The organism is Streptomyces corynorhini (assembly GCF_003346515.1).
Taxonomy (GTDB): Bacteria; Actinomycetota; Actinomycetes; order Streptomycetales; family Streptomycetaceae; genus Streptomyces; species Streptomyces corynorhini.
Genome location: NZ_QQNA01000087.1, coordinates 1 through 16,624 on the forward strand (window position 1 = coordinate 1; position 16,624 = coordinate 16,624).

Here is a 16,624-nt window from a genome sequence, read left to right on the forward strand (position 1 = left end):
CAGCCGCAGCCGCAGCAGCCCCAGATGTACGAGCGGCAGCCCCACTCCCAGTCCTCCGAGAACGGCGCCGCCCAGCCCGGCGCCCCCGCCCCGCTGCCCGTCCGGGGCGCCCACGACCGGCGTCCCGGCCCCCGGCACGCCGACCGGCGCCCCGAGCCCGAGCCCGGCCTCGCCCCCGGCCCCGTCCCCCCGCCCCGGCAGCCCGCCGCCCCCGCGCCCGCGCCCGCCGGGGACGACGGGGCCATGGCGGCGGACGGCACGATCCACACCGCCGGGAGCAAGCCCCAGCTGCCCCGGCGCCGAGGCCAGGAGCACCTCGTACCGCAGCTCAGGGACGCCCCCGCCCCGCCCAGGCCCACCGAACCGGTCCTCCACGACCCCGGCCTGATGGCCGCCTTCCAGCGGGGCATCGGCCTCGCCGAGTCCCAGCCGGCCCCCGATGCCACGTCCGCCTCCCAGGCCGACCCGCTCGACGACCGACCCGCGGACGCTCCGCCGCAACCGCAGCGCCACGACACCACCCCCACTTCGAAGGAGTAGATGAACCATGGCGAGCGACGTGCCCACCGGCCATGTCTCGGACCTCGACTGGCTGTTGAGCGGTCTGGTCCAGCGAGTCCCCTATACCCGCAGTGCCGTGCTGCTCTCCTCCGACGGTCTGGTCAGGTCCATGCACGGCATGGACGCCGACAGCGCCGACCACATGGCGGCCCTGGCCTCCGGCCTGTACTCCCTGGGCCGCAGCGCCGGGGCGCGCTTCGGCGACGGCGGCGAGGTCCGCCAGGTCGTCGTGGAGCTGGACTCGACCCTGCTCTTCGTCTCCACGGCAGGCTCCGGCACCTGTCTCGCCGTGCTCGCGGGCCGCGAGGCGGACGCGGCGGTGCTCGGTTACGAGATGGCGATGCTCGTCAAGAGCGTCCGGCCGTATCTGGTCACACCCCTGCGACAGGGCGCCGGTACCGCACCGGGCGCCGAGGCCCGCTGACCGTGCCGCTCTCGACGGAGGGGCCGTGGCTCGACGACGCGGCCGGGCGGCTCATCCGCCCGTACACCGTCAGCGGCGGCCGGACCCGGCCGACCACGGCGCTCGATCTGCTGACGCTGGTGATGTCCACGGGGTCGGTGCCCGAGGCGCATCTGGGCCCCGAGCACGCCCAGGCCGTCGGACTCTGCCAGGGGCCGACCTCGGTGGCGGAGATCGCGGCGCACCTGCGGCTGCCCGCGACGGTCACCAAGGTCCTGCTCTCCGATCTGGTGGACTGCGGGGCGATCGCCGCCCGGCCACCGGACAGCTTCGACAACCCCACCGACCGTTTCCTGCTGGAGGCAGTGCTCGATGGCCTACGACGACAGCTCTGACCGCCTGTTCCGTCCGGATACCGTCCCGCCCGTACCCGTACCCGTACCCGTACCCGGGCCCGAGCCGTTCCCGACCGCGCTGAAGGTCCTGGTCGCGGGCGGGTTCGGGGTCGGCAAGACGACATTCGTCGGAGCGGTCAGCGAGATCGCCCCGCTGAGCACCGAGGAGCTGCTGACCCAGGTCAGCGCCGCCACCGACGATCTGACGGGGGTCGAGGCCAAGACCTCCACGACGGTCGCGATGGACTTCGGCCGGCTGACGCTGGACGAGCGGCACGTGCTCTATCTCTTCGGCACCCCCGGCCAGGAGCGCTTCTGGTTCATGTGGGACGAGCTGTCGCGGGGCGCGCTCGGCGCGATCGTGCTGGCCGACACCCGGCGGCTCGCATACTCCTTCTCCGCCGTGGACTTCTTCGAGCAGCGCGGTATCGGATTCGTCGTCGCCGTCAACGAGTTCGACGGCTCGTACCGCTACGAACCGGAGGAGGTGCGGGCCGCGATAGACCTCAAGCCGGAGGTGCCGATCGTGCTCTGCGACGCGCGGATCGCCAGCTCGGGCATCCAGACCCTGGTGACGCTCGTCCAACACCTGATCACCTCGTCCCCGCCGCTGCCACCCGTACCGGAGAACGCCGGATGACCCTGATATCCCCGACCGACGGAGCCCGCCCATGACGTACGACCCGATCGGCCGTCTGCTGCTCACCCCGGTCGACCGGGAGGCGCCCGAGCGGACGCTGCGGCTGCGCGGACTCGGCCTCGGGCAGCGGCCGGAACCGGCCCTCGACGCCTTCGCCGATGAGCTGGCCCGGATGACCGGCGCTGCGTACGCGATGGTCAACTTCATCGACGAGCACCGCCAGTTCTTCGCGGGACTGCACGCGCCGCCTGGCGACCCGGGCGAGCGTTTCATGGCCAGGGACCACGGCTACTGCCCCTATGTGGTCGTACGGCGCAAGGCGCTGGTCCTGGAGGACGTGCGGGACTTCCCTAGGTTCGCCGGGAACGCCCTGGTGGACGAGATCGGCGTCCGCTCCTACCTCGGCGCCCCGCTCATCGACCGTACGGGTCTGGCGCTGGGCACCGTCTGCGTCGCGGACACCGAGCCGCGGCGCTGGGGGCGGACCGGGCTGGAGACCATCAAGGCGTTCGCCGCGCGGCTCATGACGGAGATCTCCCGCCGGGAGGCCGGCGCTCACTGAGAGGGCCGGGAGGCCGGCTCCGCCCCTCGGAGCGTCCCTGGGCGGCCGTCCCTCAGGGACGCTCCAGCCAGCCCCTGACGAACGCGGCCTGCCCGGCGTGCTGGAGGTCGTCCGAGACGACGCTGACCAGCCGTACACCGAGAGTCACCGGCGGGGTCCACGCGTCGTCGACGACCCGCTCCAGATCCGCGTCGTCCAGCGTGCCGAGATAGGCGACCGTCCGCTCGTGCACGGCGTCGTGGTACCCGGCCAGCAGCTCGGCCCCGATACCGCTGCCGCCGAGCGCGGCGATGTCCTCGGCCCGGTGACCGTACCCCGTGGCGCCGGAAGGGAACGGCAGCGCGAACCGCTCCGACCACTCCTGCGCGATCCAGACCTCCTCCGTCCCCGCCGCGTCCGCGACGTGGTCGTCCTGGACCCGGGTGAGATGCCAGACGAGCCAGGCGATGGAGTTGGCGCCCTCGTCGACGCGTACGGCCAGCTCGTCGGGGGAGAGGCCGTCCACCGCCTCGTGGACGATCTCGCGGATCCGGCCGAAGGCGTCGGTCAGCAGGTCACCGCTGGCGGTCATGACGGGCTCCTCACGTGGGGCGGGGACGGGACGGATCTCCAGGGTCCCCCGTCCCGGCCGTCCGGGCACGCCCGATAAGCGGTTCGTGATCACCGCCCGGAGTGCGGTATTGTTCTCATGCGCGTTCGGACCGGGGAAACCGCAGGTCAGACGAGCATCGGGACGTGGCGCAGCTTGGTAGCGCACTTGACTGGGGGTCAAGGGGTCGCAGGTTCAAATCCTGTCGTCCCGACTTGTATTTACGCAGGTCGTAGGCGGTATCGGAGAATTCCGGTACCGCTTTTCCGTGTCTCTTGGGGACCGATTGGGGACCAATGGGTCTAGCGGCGGCGTCCAAGAAGTGCCGCAGGACGTGCGGAGTCAGAGTGTCGGCCCAGCCGGGCAGATGGGCTTTCGCCGTGGTGGCCAGACCGTTGCGCAAGGGGTCGTCGCCGACGCGGCGCGAGGAGCTGTCGGTGTTCTTGCGCTCGGAGGGGAACAGAGGGGCGGCGGGGCGGGTGTGGTCGTCGTCGAACTGGCCCCACACGTCTTCGATGAACCACCGCGGCGTGCGGTCGGCGCCGTTGATCAGCGGCACCATCCGCTCGCGCGGGCCCGAGCCGCGGGCGCCTTTGCCGTGGCGGACATGGAGCTTGCCGAAGCGGCCCAGGTCCCACTTGATGTCGGCAAGCACTCAGCGGGGCACAGAGGAACTCACGGGATGTCGCACCTACCTCGCGCAGTGCCAGATCTGCGGCGGCGCGTACAAGCTGCCCTGGCGCCGGGCCGCTCCCACCGGGGAGCCGGACGGTACGGCAGCGGTGGGCTGAAGTCGCTCCGCCGGAGCGGGAGCCGGTGCCAGCGCTGTACGGCCTACCGGGCCGGGTCCGTCACATCCTGTCCCCGGCCCGGGGCGTGGGGCAGCGGTGCCCGCAATGTCAGGTCAGGGACACGCCGCGGCCGCCGAAGAACTCGGCGAACTCGGCCGCGGGCAGGCTCGCGGTACGGGCCTGCCCGGTGTGTCCGGACGGGTTGCGGAAGTGCACCGTGTCGCCTTGGCGGCCGGTGACGAGGACAAGGTGCCCGCCCTTGCCGGGGGCGGGGTTCTGCGGGCGGCGGATCTCCTTGTGTACGGAGGCCATCACCAGCCGGCCGTCGCCAAGGAGGTCGAGGAGGCCGGGCACGGTCAGGGTGGGGTGGACCTCGGCGGCCAGCGGGTGGACGTCCAGCACGTACTCGACGAACGGGGCGTAGATGAGGCCGCGGATCGCTCCGGTGTCGGGGTCCTCGGTGTAGGCCGCGTACTTCCGGGCTCCGTCGAGGAGCTCGAACATGGTGGGTGCCTCACCGGTCCGGGCGAGGAGTGCCATGCGCAGGCAGGCGATGCCGCACATGTGGCCGGACCACCGGCCGTAGGTCGCGATGTCGGGGGCGCCGGATTCCGCCCAGCGGGGATCGTCGTCGTGGGCGCGGCCCTCGTAGGCGAACGCGGCGATGAGGTCCGCGCTGGCGTACTGCGTGATCGTGGGGAACGGGCGGTCGTCAGACACGGGCGGGTTCCTTCCGGTGGGCGGCCTGGCTGATCAGCCGGTGGAAGGTGGGAAGGTCCACGCCGCCGCCGGAGATCACCACCCCGATCATCCCCGACTCGTGGGGGACGAGCCCCGCAAGGACGGCGGCCAGGGCGCAGGCGCCACTCGGTTCGGCCACCCCCTTCGGGTGCCGGAACGCGAACGGGGCGGCCGTCGCCTTCGGCAAGGGCTTCTTCCAGGCCGGCAGGCCGGTGGCGGCGATCTGTCACGCGCCCTGGACGCTGATCGAGGCCGATGTGGTGCGCGGCAGGACGCTGACGTCCTGACCCTCCCTGCGAACGGACCTCCGTAACGCCGGAGCCACCTGGGTCGACGAACAGGTCAAGATCTGTACCGCCGCTCCCAGCACCCTGATCACCAGCCGCAAGCCGGACGACCTCAGCGCCTTCTCCCACGCGTTCCGCAAGGAATTCGGCGCCTGACCGGGCCCTACTGCTCGGGAGAGCCCCGGACGTCGGAGCCCCGCCCCGGAGCGGTTGCGGCAGGTCAGGGCAGCGAGGCCACCACCCATCCGAATCCGAGCCTCTGTGCGCGGCGAGCCGAGGAACACGTGGTGCAGGCCCCTCAGTTCGACGGTCGACACAGTCGGGTACGGAACGCCGCTCTTCGAGCGGGCCGGGGGAGCCGCACCGACTGCGGTCATCTCCTGCATGTGGCATCGCCCGGAGCGGCCCCGACACCATCCCCACCGAGTCGGCGCGGCAGAAGGCGACACGGGAACGGTCTTCCCCGGGCACGGACGCGGATGAACCGCAGCGGGCCGAGTGATCCATCTGCCGCCGAACGCCGCTCTTGCCCCTCGGAGGGTGAGCGCTCGAGGTCGCGGAAAAGGCAGGTCGCGCGCAAGCTGGAGGAGTGTGAATGACGAGGGGAGCGCGTGATGGTCGTCCTTGGCATCATTCTGCTTGTGGTCGGTTTTGTCACCAGCATTTCCGTTCTGTGGACGATCGGCATCGTCCTCGTCGCGATCGGTGCGATCCTGTGGGTGCTGGGCGCCCTGGGGCACGCTGTGGGCGGCAGGCGGCATTACTGGTGAGGCGCTTGGGCCTCACTCGCTGACACCCGGCAGCGTCGGCGGGCTGCCGGGGGCCGGAGAGGCGGGCGCACTACGAGGTCGTGGCGTCCGGCTCCGCGCCGAGCCATACGGTGGTGGCGTTGCAGAATTCCTTGATCCCGTGCCCCGCCAGTTCCCGGCCGTACCCCGAGCGCTTCACACCGCCGAAGGGCAGAGCCGGGTGCGAGGCCGTCATTCCGTTGAAGAACACACCGCCCGCTTCCATGTCCCGGACGAATCGCCGCATCTCCTCCTCGTCGCGCGTCCATACGTTGGAACTCAGCCCGAAGGGCGTGGCGTTCGCAAGGGCGATGGCCTCCTCCACGCCACTGACCCGGTACAACGTGGCCACCGGACCGAATGTCTCCTCGGTGTGGACGCGCATCGCGTCCGTGACACCGGCGAGCACCGTCGGTGTGAAGAACCAGCCCCGCTCGTAGCCCTCGGGCCGGGCTCCTCCGCACAGCGCGGTCGCTCCCCGGCTCATGGCGTCGCCGACCAGTTCCTCCAGGTCGGCGCGGCCCTGTTCGCTGGAGAGCGGTCCGACGTCGGTGGACTCGTCCAGCGGGTCCCCGACGGTCAGCTCGCGTACTCCTGCTGTGAACCGTTCGGCGAACGCGTCGTAGACGTCCTCGTGCACGATGAACCGTTTGGCGGCGATGCACGACTGGCCGTTGTTCTGCACCCGGGCCGTCACCGCTGTCCGTGCCGCCCGCTCCACGTCTGCCGAGGGCATGACCACGTACGGATCGCTGCCGCCCAGCTCCAGGACGGTCTTCTTGATCTCGTCGCCGGCGATCGCGGCGACCGAGCGGCCGGCCGGCTCGCTGCCGGTGAGGGTCGCGGCGGCCACCCGGCTGTCGCGCAGGATGGCCTCGATCGCGTCGGAGCCCACCAGCAGGGTCTGGAAGCAGCCCTCCGGGTACCCCGCCCCGCGGAAGAGTTCCTCCAGGTAGAGCGCGGTCTGCGGAACGTTCGAGGCATGCTTGAGCAGGCCCACGTTGCCCGCCATCAGCGCCGGCGCGGCGAACCGTACGACTTGCCAGAGGGGAAAGTTCCACGGCATCACCGCGAGCACCACACCGAGCGGTCGGTAGCGCACCCGCGCGTGGGCGGCGCCCGAGTCCGCGACATCGGCTTCCGCGGGGTGCTCGTCCGCGAGGAGCGCCTCGGCGCGCTCCGCGTACCAGCGCATCGCCTTGACGCACTTGAGGGCCTCCGCGCGGGCCTGTGCGACGGGTTTGCCCATTTCGGTGGTCATCGTGCGGGCGATGTCCGGTGCGTCCCGCTCCAGCAGATCAGCGGCGCCGCGCAGCAGCCTCGCCCGTTCGCCGAAACCGGTGAGGCGATACTGCCGGAACCTGTCGGCGGCAGCCGCGATGCGGTGCTCGATCGCCTCCGCTCCCAGTGCGTCGAAGGTCTTGAGGGTCTCGCCGCTGGCGGGGTTCACCGTCGCGATGGGCATAGTGATCTCTCCTCCTCGTATGAACGCTTCCGACCCTTCCTCGCACCGCCACCGCCCGCAACACGGCGGGTGGGTGCCTGCCCGGCCGACTGCGGACGAACCACGCACAGCACCACGCGTGCGGGCGACAGCCGGGGGTACGCGCAGTTGCATGACCGTCGCGAAGACCAGTGTTCTCGTCCTTGACTGTGCCGAACCCGTCGAACTGGCGGAGTTCTACGCGTCCCTCCTCGACGCGGAGGTCCGCGTGGGAGCGGATCCGGACTTCTTGGAGATCGTCGGCAATGCCGGGGTCCATCTCGCGGTACGGCGGGACCATGGCTACGCGCCGGCGAGCTGGCCACGGCCCGAGAGTTCGCAGCAGGCGCACCTGCGGATCCTGGTGTCGCGGGGGGAGATCGACGAGGCGGAGCGTGAGCTGATCGCTCTCGGCGCACGGCCCCTGGACACCAAGGACAACGGGGGTCCGCGGGACACCCGGCTCTACTCGGACCCGGCCGGACACTCCTTCACCTTGGCCGTCCTGACGCCGTCCTGACCTGACGGCGTCCAAGCCAGCCCTGGCCACCGCCCGTCCTGATGTGGCGGTGGGCGTACGTCCGGGTTCCCTTGAAGCCCCTGCACCGTGGAGCGGTGGCGCGTTCCGGCCTCTGCGTCAACCGGGCGTCTCTTTTCCCCGACGGTGACCGTTGGGGAAAAGAGACGCCCGGCCCGTCCTACCGCTCTTCGGGCGGCTCGGAGTCCTCTCGGGTAGGACGGTCCGGAGGCCGTTTGGGCTGTTCCTCCGGCAGGGGGCGGCGGGGCTCCCGGGCCAGGATGCGCCGGCCGAACACGAACCCGGCGATGAGGACGCCGACGACGATGAGGCCGAAGACGAGGGGAAGGAGAGCCGCGGCCCCGGGTGACGCGGCGTACATCACTGCCGGCGTGTCACTTGTGTCACTGCTCATGACGGCCGCGTACCCCGCGAAGTCTCATCCACCCTCCCGCGACCGGCTCGCATCCCACGCCGACTCGTACGGCCGCCTCCCTGTGGCGTGTCCCGGTGCCTGCGCGTGAAGTGGGAGCAGGGCGGCCGGGCCCGTACCGGGGCCGTGTTTGGGCGAGCGGCCCGGTGGTACCCGATGGGGCGAAGCGGATGAGGCCGACCAGAGAGGAAACCTCATGTCATCGCAGAGTGATCCGCAGTACACCGTGCCCGGTATGACGGCCTCGGAGGGCGGGGAGACCATCCAGTCGCTCAGGATGCGGCTGCACGCCCTCAACGATCTCGCCCTGACCCTCAAGCATGTGCACTGGAACGTCGTCGGGCCGCACTTCATCGCGGTGCACGAGATGCTGGACCCGCAGGTGGACGCCGTCCGCGGCATGGTGGACGAGATCGCCGAGCGCATCTCCACCCTGGGCGGCTCGCCCGCCGGGACGCCGGGTGCCCTGGTGAGTGAGCGTGGCTGGGACGACTACGCGGTCGGCCGGGCGGAGGCCATCGAGCATCTCGGAGCCCTGGACATCGTCTACTCGGGCATCATCGCCGATCACCGACGCGCGGCCGACGCGGTCGCCAAGCTGGATCCGGTCACCCAGGACATGCTGATCCAGCACCTGCGCGGCCTCGAACTGTTCCAGTGGTTCATCAGGGCGCATCTGGAGAGCGCGGGCGGCACGCTGAGCACCGGTGGCCGGGCCACCGAGGTCGACGCCGCCGCCGCGGCGGGAGCGCAAGCACTCCGCAGGCCCTGAAGCAAACCGCGTAACCGAACCGCGGCCTTCCGGCCTCCGGGCCCCAGCAGGAGGATGAGCATGCGCGAGAGCAGTGTGAGTGGCGAAGAGGCCCCGGCGGGGCCGATCGCGGGAGAACCGGCGGCCGGGGAGCTGGCGGCCGGGGAATTGGCGGCTGGGGAATTGGCGGCCGGGGAATTGGCGGCTCTCGACGCGCACTGGCGCGCGGCGAACTACCTGGCCGTCGGGCAGATCTACCTCATGGCGAACCCGCTGCTCCTGGAGCCGCTGGCGCCGGAACACATCAAACCGCGACTGCTCGGCCACTGGGGCACCTCCCCCGGCCTCAACCTCGTGCACACGCATCTCAACCGGCTCATCACGACACGCGGCATCGATGTGCTGTGCGTCTGGGGCCCCGGCCACGGGGGGCCCGCCGTACTGGCGAACTCGTGGCTGGAGGGTACGTACTCGGAGACGTATCCGGACGTGAGCCAGGACCTGGAAGGTATGGAACGGCTGTTCCGGCAGTTCTCGTTCCCCGGAGGCGTGCCCAGCCACGTCGCGCCCGAGACCCCTGGCTCTATCCACGAAGGCGATGAACTGGGCTACTCGCTCGCCCACGCCTACGGAGCGGCGCTGGACCACCCCGATCTGCTGGTCGCCTGCGTGATCGGCGACGGAGAGGCGGAGACTGGCCCGCTGGCCGGTTCCTGGCACGCGAACAAGTTCCTCGACCCCGCGCACGACGGCGCGGTCCTGCCCATCCTGCACCTCAACGGGTACAAGATCGCCAACCCGACCGTGCTCGCCCGACTGCCGCAGGACGAACTCGACTCCCTGCTGCGCGGCTACGGACACGAACCCCTCTACGTCACGGGGGACCGGCCATCGGCCGTCCACGGCGCCATGGCCTCGGCGATGGACCGCGCCGCCGACCGTATCGCCGAGATCCAGCACGCCGCCCGCGAAGGCAAGGAGACCGGCCGACCCGCCTGGCCCATGATCGTGCTTCGTACACCCAAGGGGTGGACAGGGCCCGCCGAGGTCGACGGACAACCGGTGGAGGGGACCTGGCGCGCGCATCAGGTCCCGTTGAGCGGTGTCCGGGACAACCCCGACCACCTGCGTCAGCTGGAGGCATGGCTGCGCTCGTACCGCCCCGACGAACTGTTCGACGCGACGGGTGCGCCCCGCCCCTCCGTACGCGAATACGTCCCCGAGGGCGCGCGCAGGCTGGGCGCGACTCCCTATGCCAACGGCGGGCTGTTGCTGCGGGAGCTACCGGTCCCGCCCCTGGAGCGGTACGCGGTGCCCGTGGACGCACCCGGCAGGGCTTCACACGAACCGACCCGAGTGCTCGGCCTCCTGCTCAAGGACATCATGGAGGCGACCAAGGGCCGGCGGGACTTCCGGGTCATGGGCGCCGACGAGACCGCCTCGAACCGGCTGGAGGCGCTCTACGACGCCACGTCCAAGGCATGGCAGGCGAACGTACTCGGCACGGACGAGCACCTCGCCCGCGACGGCCGGGTGATGGAAGTGCTGTCCGAGCACCTCTGTCAGGGCTGGCTGGAGGGCTATCTGCTCACCGGCCGGCACGGGCTGTTCTCCAGTTACGAGGCATTCGCCCATATCGTCGACTCGATGGTCAACCAGCACATCAAGTGGCTGCGGACCTCCCGGCGGCTCTCCTGGCGCCGCCCCATCGCGTCCCTCAACTACCTGCTGACCTCTCACGTCTGGCGCCAGGACCACAACGGCTTCTCCCACCAGGACCCCGGCTTCGTCGACCACGTCCTGAACAAGAGCCCCGAGGTCGTCCGTGTCTACCTCCCGCCGGACACCAACACCCTTCTCGCCGTCGCCGATCACGTGCTGCGCAGCCGTGACTACGTCAATGTGATCGTGGCGGGCAAGCAGCCCGGTCTCGACTGGCTCACGCTGGAGGAGGCCCGCGCACACTGCGCGCGGGGCGCGGGGGTCTGGCCCTGGGCCGGTACGGAGGACGGGTCCCGGGAGCCAGATGCCGTGCTGGCCTGCGCCGGGGATGTGCCCACGCTGGAAACCATGGCCGCGGCCGACCTGCTACGGCGCCATCTGCCTGAGCTGTCCGTACGCGTGGTGAACGTCGTCGACATGGCCCGGCTCCTGCCGCACGAGGAGCACCCGCACGGGATGACGGACTCCGAGTACGACGCCGTGTTCACCACCGACAAGCCGGTCATCTTCGCCTACCACGGCTACCCCTGGCTGATCCACCGTCTCGCCTACCGCCGCGAAGGACACGCGAATCTTCATGTGCGCGGCTACAAGGAGGAGGGGACGACCACCACACCGTTCGACATGGTGGTGCGCAACGACCTCGACCGCTATCGGCTGGTCATGGACACGATCGACCGTGTGCCGGGGCTCGGCGTCCGGGCCGTCGCCGTCCGGCAGGCCATGGCGGACGTACGCATCCGCCATCACGCCTGGATCCGCGAGCACGGCACGGACCTGCCCGAGGTGGCCGACTGGACCTGGTCCGGCTGACCGGGCCGCCGGCCATCGTTTCAGAGGGCGCGCAGGGCGGGCAGCAGCGTTTTCCGTGACCAGTCGAGGAACGGCTCCTGATGGCCGCCGCCGATCTGGATCAGGGCGATCTCCGTGAAGCCCGCCTCGATGTACGGCTTCACCGCTTCGACGAACTGTGCTGTGTCGCTGCCGCACGGGACAGCCTCGGCGATGTCCTCCGGGCGCACATGACCGGTGGCTCCGGCGAACGCGGCCGGGTTCGGCAGTTCGGAGTTCACCGGCCACGGCCCAACGGACCAGCGGAACTGCTCGTGCGCGCGGGCGACGGCCGCCGCTCTGTCGGCGTCGTAGCAGACGGGTAGCTGACCGACCTTCGGCTTGCCCACGCCCCCGTGCGCGTCGAAAGCCTTGAGCAGCTCCCTCTTCGGCTCGGTGGCGATCACCAGGTCGCCCAGCCGCCCGGCGAGTGAGCAGGAACGCTCCCCCGAGACCGCGATACCGAGGGGCGGAGGCTCGTCCGGGAGATCCCACAGCTTGGCGTTGTCCACTTCGAAGTGGTCGCCGTGGTGGTTCACGGTGTCCCCGAAGAACAGGGCCCGGATGATCCCCACCGCCTCTTCGAGCATGTCAATCCTGGTCCGTGCGGAGGGCCAGCCACCGCCGACCACATGCTCGTTGAGCTGTTCACCCGAGCCCAGCCCCAGGCGGAACCGGTCTTCGGACAGCAACTGCATCGTCGCGGCCTTCTGCGCGATGACCGCCGGATGATAGCGCTTGGTCGGACAGGTCACGTACGTCATCAGAGGAATACGCGAGGTGGCCTGGGCCGCCGCTCCCAGCACGCTCCAGGCGTACGGGGAATGCCCTTGGGAGGCGAGCCAGGGGAAGTAGTGGTCCGAGGTCACCGAGAAATCGAACCCGGCCCGCTCGGCGCCGACCACATGCTCCACGAGCGCGCGCGGCCCCGCCTGCTCCGTCATCATTGTGTAACCGAATCGCACCATGCGAGGCGTTTAGCCGATCCACTCGGACTGGAAACCTCTCGCCGCGAACGGGTGCGTGCGAATGCCGTCCCGTGGTGCCGGAGCCCGTGGTGCCGGAGCGACCAGCGCGGTGGGCGGGACCGGCTCTGGTTCCCGCCGAGCACGTCCGCCTCGTCCGGCCCAGGGCGCGGCCGTGACCGGCACGGGGACGCGCTCAGCGGGTAAGCGACAAGCATGAGCGAGTACCAGCACCATCACCCCAGGGGACCGGCTGCGCCCGGGGCGGGTCGACTCGCACGGGGACCACCGGATCGCGATGACGGCCGCGGTGGCCGCCGCGTGCGCGGCGGAGGGGACGTGCGCGATCGACGGCTGGGACGCGGTGGCCACCAGCCACCCCCGCTCCGCCGAACCCCTCGTACGGCTGACCGGCGCTTTCGCCGAGCCCGCCGCATAGCCTCACCCGCAGCCGCGGGCGGACCGCATCCGTACGGCGGCCCGCTGGTGTTGCCGGGGACATGCCGGTTTACCAGCGGTAGGGGTGGCGCTCGAACTCGGCGTCGTAGGCGTCTTCCACCGCGCGCCCCGCCGGCCAGGCGTCAGCGGCAACGTACTGGAACAGCAAGGTGAAGTGCGAGCAGACCGACCCCGAGGCGCGGGTGATCCCCACGCGCTACGGCAACGGCGACCTCGGCCGGAACCACTTCTCGGGCAAGCACAACATCAAGAAGTGCCGGGTGGTCGACGCGGCCCTGGCGGGGAAGGTGGACAAGAAGAGCGGAGAGAGGCTGGAGTACTACGGTGTCGCCCGCAACCAGACCAAGCTGGTCAATATCGTCGTCATCGTGCAGTACTCCCGCCGTACGGCCGACGGCGAGTACGAGGCGGGCAAGGGGAAGAAGATCGGCGTCATCACGGCCTACTGCAAAGGTATGAACAAGTGCCCGAACTGGATCAACGAGTGAGCAGCCCCGACGAGGACACGTTCGAGCAGCAGGCGTACCTCACGCGTTTCCTTCTCGACTACACCGCGGTGCCCCTTGTGGGGGCGGTCTTCCTGCGGGGCATCCTCCCGACGCCGCACGCGGTCCGGATCGTCACCGGGGCCGCCGGCGCCACCGCCCCGGGGGAGCTGACCGCCTATGAGATCCCACTGTCCGACGAGGACGACGAGCCGCTCACCGCCCCACTGCTGCTGGGCTGGACCCGCGCGCTCGTATCCGACGCCCGCCCCCGCACCGACTCGTCCGTGATGAACATCCCCCTGACCACGGTGGACACCTCCGCCCTCGCACCGAACCCTCCGACCGATACGGACCGGGTACTGCGCGTACTGCGCACGCTGGCCTTCCCGTTCGTCGAAACCCCACCGGACCCGGCCCTGTGCGGATTCCGCTTCACCGGCCGGGACCGTATGCGGCTCTACCTCGCCACCGATCGGACCGACGGCCTGATCGCGGCCGACGTACAGCTCACCGGCGCACTGACCGCCCTCCTGGCGGCCCTTCCCGCACTCATCGGCGAGGAGGAACGCTGGACGACAGACCTCACAAATCCTGTCGTCCCGACGGTGTTTTCGCAGGTCAGAGCCTGCCTCCGCAAGATGGAGGCAGGCTTTTGCCGTCCGTGTCGCCCGTCGCGCGGGTGGGGCGCTGTGAGAGGCGCCCGCGGATGTCTGTGTCTCCGCGGGTCAGCAACGTGGATCCGGGCGAATCGCGGACAGGTCGGCGGCGGCGATCACGAGGTTCCGGTGGGCCCCGTGTCCGGGGGATAGAACTGACGCGCCCAACGACGGTAGTGGCCGATGGCGTCCTCGTCGGAGGTGAGCCGGGGGTTCGGCTCGTACCGCTTCCGGTTCCAGATCCTGGCGTCCTGGCCCATCTGGTGGGCTATGGTCCGCACGAGCGCTTGCCCCGCCACCGCTGACCAGGACATGGAAGCGGCCTTCCGGAGGCGGGGGGAGTCCGCGCGCGAAGCGGCCTCTGTCGTGGTGACTACACGCAAGCGCGTCTGCCATGGCCCGACCGGGGTCGCCATGAGCACTATCCCCAACGTCATTCCGATCTGGTGCAGCGTCACCTCTCCCGACGCCAGGCCGAGGCCCGACAGGGCCACGCCCTGCTCCACCGTTATGGTCGCCAGGCGGACGGACAGCCTGATGTCGGCGCTGAAGGATATGCGCAGCAACGGCCCTTCCTCCACCGGCGGGGTCACCTCGCGAAGGGAAACGTTGTGCACGACCGACTGATGCCGGTAGTCGACGAAGCTCTCCATGACCTCCTGCGGGTGCGAGGTCAGGAGTGTGCTCCAGGAGGCGGCGGGCGTGAACCTGCCGTCCGGGATCTCCGAAGGCTCCCAGGCGGGCGGCGCGGCATCGTGGCCGTGCCACACGAGGACGACCTTGCCTCGCTCGCGCACGGTGAACCGCGCCAGCGCCGCCTCGGGCGGCGCTCCGCCCGGGACCTTGACACACGATCCCTCGACGTCGAAGGCGAAGCGGTGGAACGGGCACACCAGATGCTCGCCATCGACCACGCCCCCGGCGCCGAGGTGGGCGCCCAGGTGGGGGCAGTGGGCATCCACGACCCGCAGGACACCGCCCCTGGTGCGGTAGAGGACGACATCGCGGCCCATGAAGCGCCGGTTCACCACCGCGCCGGCCGGTACCTCACGGGACAGCGCCAGGCAGAACCATCCCGACGGGTACGGCAGTGGCACCCGCTCTCCCTCTCCCTCTCCCTCTCCCGGGGCAGGGCCGGTCCGCGGCGGAACCGTTCCCGGTCGCGCTCGGTGTCGGAGCCTGGCCGGGGATCGCCTGTTCAAATCGTCCTCCTCGTCCCGCCGGGCGGAGCCGGTCCGCGGATTCCCCGCGCACCGACATGTCTTCGCGTCACTCGACCGGTTTCGAGCACACCCTCTGGCGATGATGACCGTGCGGTGCGGGCGGCCGGGATCAGCCGGCCGGCGGCCGCGGTACCTCGTGCCTCTGCGGGCGCGGCTCGCGCGCGGCGTCGGCGTGGACCCGCCGGGGCGGCAGGGGCAGTGCCAGGGACCGCATCGGGTCACCCGTCAGGATGAGCCGCTGGAGGTGCTGCAGCGGGCCACCGGGATCGATGCCGTAGTCCTCGGCGAGAAGCCGCCGCGCCCGCGTGAACGTGTCCAGCGCCTCCGCCCGCCTGCCGCACCGGTACAGGGCGAGTATGAGCTGCTCCCACCGTCGCTCCCGCAGCGGCTGCGCGGTGGTGAGCGACATCAGGAACGGCAGCAGCTCATGGTGCTGGCCGAGGGTCAGCCGCGCGTCCACCAGCGACTCCTGGACCGCGTGGCGGTGCTCGAGCAGTTCCGAGATGACGGGCTGCATGACCGGCGTGGCCGGGATGTCTGCCAGCGGCGGGTCGCCCCAGGTGTCCAGAGCGCGCTGGGAGAACCGGGCGGCGCCGTCGATGTCGCCCAACAGCTGGGCTGCCCGCGCCTGCTGGGCCAGGCTCTGGAAGCGATGCAGGTCCAGCACGTCGCCCTCGTGCAGCGCGAGGCCACAGCCGTCACGGCCCGTCCGCAGCCGTCCCTCGATCGGAATCGCCTTGCGCAGACCGTAGAGGTTGCTCCGAAGCGCGCCACCCGGATCGCTGGGCAGGTCGGTGCCCCACAACGCGTCGGCAAGGTATTCCTTACTGACGCGGCGACCGCTATTGAGTAAGAGGATGCCTAAGGTGCTGCGCTGGCGGGGTCTCATATTTTCCAGAGGATCGCCGTTCGCAAAGCGCATCGTAACTGGCCCAAGGATTGCGAATTTCACTTTCGCCCCCGTCCGATTGGCAGTTCTCGCCAATATGAGGCCATGAAGCGTAGCAGTCCGTCGGACGCGCGATGCTATTCATTCATTATTTTGGCGGTTTCCGTCAAGACCCTACGGTGGTTTCTGTGTGGAGTGAACAGATCATGTTCAGGGGTGCCGTATGCGGCATTTGTTAATGATTGTCACCAGGAGGGCCGTGCTCCGGCCATGGGTGTCGCGGAGTCCGGTGATCTCGTGACGCCGCCCGTCGGGTGATGCCCGGGAGGTCGCGCGGGCGGGTGGGGCGCTCGCCGGGGGTGTGGTCGGGGCCGATGGTGCGGAAGGCGCTGATCGCCGGGTTCCGAAGGGGCGCCGTGGGTCGGAGCGTTCGCGGACCGCCGGCCGGTG

General features: G+C 70.4%; 19 protein-coding genes, 1 tRNA gene and 2 pseudogenes. 15 read left to right on the forward strand and 7 right to left on the reverse strand.

What is annotated here, in order from left to right; all coding sequences use genetic code 11:
• The 5 genes and pseudogenes from DVH02_RS12675 to DVH02_RS12695 all read left to right on the forward strand — a co-directional run.
• Positions 1–540, forward strand: a pseudogene (locus tag DVH02_RS12675) (hypothetical protein); the annotation flags it as partial.
• A gap of 7 nt (positions 541–547) precedes the next feature.
• Positions 548–985, forward strand: coding sequence for a roadblock/LC7 domain-containing protein (locus DVH02_RS12680; protein ID WP_114623893.1), 438 nt, complete (start codon positions 548–550; stop codon positions 983–985).
• Between the two features lie 2 nt (positions 986–987).
• Complete coding sequence (locus DVH02_RS12685) at positions 988–1,359, forward strand: DUF742 domain-containing protein (RefSeq protein WP_114623894.1); 372 nt, start codon at positions 988–990, stop codon at positions 1,357–1,359.
• Positions 1,337–1,999 carry a GTP-binding protein gene (locus tag DVH02_RS12690; RefSeq protein WP_114623895.1) on the forward strand — a complete coding sequence of 221 codons (663 nt, stop codon included), beginning with the start codon at positions 1,337–1,339 and terminating at the stop codon, positions 1,997–1,999. The genes DVH02_RS12685 and DVH02_RS12690 overlap by 23 nt, the downstream gene beginning before the upstream one ends.
• 31 nt (positions 2,000–2,030) lie before the next feature.
• Entirely contained in the window at positions 2,031–2,561 is a 531-nt protein-coding gene (locus DVH02_RS12695; protein ID WP_114623896.1) for a GAF domain-containing protein, read from the forward strand.
• 52 nt (positions 2,562–2,613) lie between these two features.
• On the opposite strand, the gene DVH02_RS12700 is transcribed toward DVH02_RS12695, so the two are convergent.
• Positions 2,614–3,132 carry a mycothiol transferase gene (locus tag DVH02_RS12700; protein ID WP_199566258.1) on the reverse strand — a complete coding sequence of 173 codons (519 nt, stop codon included), beginning with the start codon at positions 3,130–3,132 and terminating at the stop codon, positions 2,614–2,616.
• Positions 3,133–3,290: 158 nt separating this feature from the next.
• On the opposite strand from DVH02_RS12700, the gene DVH02_RS12705 reads away from it, so the two are divergent.
• Both DVH02_RS12705 and DVH02_RS35135 read left to right on the forward strand, forming a co-directional pair.
• Positions 3,291–3,364 (forward strand) — tRNA-Pro (locus tag DVH02_RS12705).
• 427 nt (positions 3,365–3,791) lie between these two features.
• A complete protein-coding gene (locus DVH02_RS35135; protein ID WP_158575877.1) occupies positions 3,792–3,941 on the forward strand; it encodes a hypothetical protein in 150 nt (49 codons plus the stop codon).
• Between the two features lie 108 nt (positions 3,942–4,049).
• Here the strand turns inward: DVH02_RS35135 and DVH02_RS12710 are convergent, their stop codons facing one another.
• A complete protein-coding gene (locus DVH02_RS12710; protein ID WP_114623897.1) occupies positions 4,050–4,661 on the reverse strand; it encodes a peptidase in 612 nt (203 codons plus the stop codon).
• Between the two features lie 143 nt (positions 4,662–4,804).
• Between DVH02_RS12710 and DVH02_RS12720 the strand changes: the two are divergent.
• Positions 4,805–5,125, forward strand: a pseudogene (locus tag DVH02_RS12720) (DJ-1/PfpI family protein); the annotation flags it as partial.
• A 458-nt stretch (positions 5,126–5,583) separates the two neighbouring features.
• Positions 5,584–5,739 (forward strand): DUF6131 family protein, encoded by a 156-nt coding sequence (locus DVH02_RS35140; protein WP_233518195.1) that lies wholly within the window; start codon positions 5,584–5,586, stop codon positions 5,737–5,739.
• 70 nt (positions 5,740–5,809) lie between these two features.
• Here DVH02_RS35140 and DVH02_RS12725 read toward each other — a convergent pair whose 3' ends face one another.
• Positions 5,810–7,222, reverse strand: coding sequence for an NADP-dependent succinic semialdehyde dehydrogenase (locus DVH02_RS12725; protein WP_114623899.1), 1,413 nt, complete (start codon positions 7,220–7,222; stop codon positions 5,810–5,812).
• Positions 7,223–7,373: 151 nt separating this feature from the next.
• On the opposite strand from DVH02_RS12725, the gene DVH02_RS12730 reads away from it, so the two are divergent.
• Positions 7,374–7,760: a VOC family protein gene (locus DVH02_RS12730; RefSeq protein WP_114623900.1), complete on the forward strand. Its 387-nt coding sequence runs from the start codon at positions 7,374–7,376 to the stop codon at positions 7,758–7,760.
• Positions 7,761–7,938: 178 nt separating this feature from the next.
• Here the strand turns inward: DVH02_RS12730 and DVH02_RS36055 are convergent, their stop codons facing one another.
• Positions 7,939–8,172, reverse strand: a complete 234-nt coding sequence (locus DVH02_RS36055) for a DUF6479 family protein (RefSeq protein WP_325051355.1) — start codon at positions 8,170–8,172, stop codon at positions 7,939–7,941.
• Positions 8,173–8,386: 214 nt separating this feature from the next.
• On the opposite strand from DVH02_RS36055, the gene DVH02_RS12740 reads away from it, so the two are divergent.
• Together DVH02_RS12740 and DVH02_RS12745 are read left to right on the forward strand one after the other, a co-directional pair.
• A complete protein-coding gene (locus DVH02_RS12740; RefSeq protein WP_114623902.1) occupies positions 8,387–8,962 on the forward strand; it encodes a Dps family protein in 576 nt (191 codons plus the stop codon).
• 60 nt (positions 8,963–9,022) lie between these two features.
• Positions 9,023–11,476 carry a phosphoketolase family protein gene (locus tag DVH02_RS12745; RefSeq protein WP_114623903.1) on the forward strand — a complete coding sequence of 818 codons (2,454 nt, stop codon included), beginning with the start codon at positions 9,023–9,025 and terminating at the stop codon, positions 11,474–11,476.
• A 20-nt stretch (positions 11,477–11,496) separates the two neighbouring features.
• Here DVH02_RS12745 and DVH02_RS12750 read toward each other — a convergent pair whose 3' ends face one another.
• Positions 11,497–12,462, reverse strand: a complete 966-nt coding sequence (locus tag DVH02_RS12750; protein WP_114623904.1) for a TIGR03557 family F420-dependent LLM class oxidoreductase — start codon at positions 12,460–12,462, stop codon at positions 11,497–11,499.
• Between the two features lie 232 nt (positions 12,463–12,694).
• Here DVH02_RS12750 and DVH02_RS12755 point away from each other — a divergent pair, with 232 nt between their 5' ends.
• The 3 genes from DVH02_RS12755 (at position 12,695) to DVH02_RS12765 (ending at position 14,215) form a co-directional block, all read left to right on the forward strand.
• Positions 12,695–12,898, forward strand: coding sequence for a hypothetical protein (locus tag DVH02_RS12755; RefSeq protein ID WP_114623905.1), 204 nt, complete (start codon positions 12,695–12,697; stop codon positions 12,896–12,898).
• A 169-nt stretch (positions 12,899–13,067) separates the two neighbouring features.
• The gene (locus tag DVH02_RS12760) at positions 13,068–13,406 is read left to right on the forward strand and encodes a hypothetical protein (protein ID WP_233518194.1); all 339 of its coding nucleotides are present in this window, start codon (positions 13,068–13,070) and stop codon (positions 13,404–13,406) included.
• Positions 13,382–14,215 carry a hypothetical protein gene (locus tag DVH02_RS12765; protein ID WP_147286050.1) on the forward strand — a complete coding sequence of 278 codons (834 nt, stop codon included), beginning with the start codon at positions 13,382–13,384 and terminating at the stop codon, positions 14,213–14,215. Before DVH02_RS12760 ends, DVH02_RS12765 begins: the two co-directional genes overlap by 25 nt.
• Here the strand turns inward: DVH02_RS12765 and DVH02_RS12770 are convergent.
• Positions 14,179–15,159, reverse strand: coding sequence for an aromatic ring-hydroxylating oxygenase subunit alpha (locus DVH02_RS12770; RefSeq protein WP_158575879.1), 981 nt, complete (start codon positions 15,157–15,159; stop codon positions 14,179–14,181). The genes DVH02_RS12765 and DVH02_RS12770 overlap by 37 nt on opposite strands.
• A 235-nt stretch (positions 15,160–15,394) precedes the next feature.
• Positions 15,395–16,090, reverse strand: coding sequence for an AfsR/SARP family transcriptional regulator (locus DVH02_RS12775; protein WP_158575880.1), 696 nt, complete (start codon positions 16,088–16,090; stop codon positions 15,395–15,397).
• Positions 16,091–16,624 lie beyond the last annotated feature (534 nt).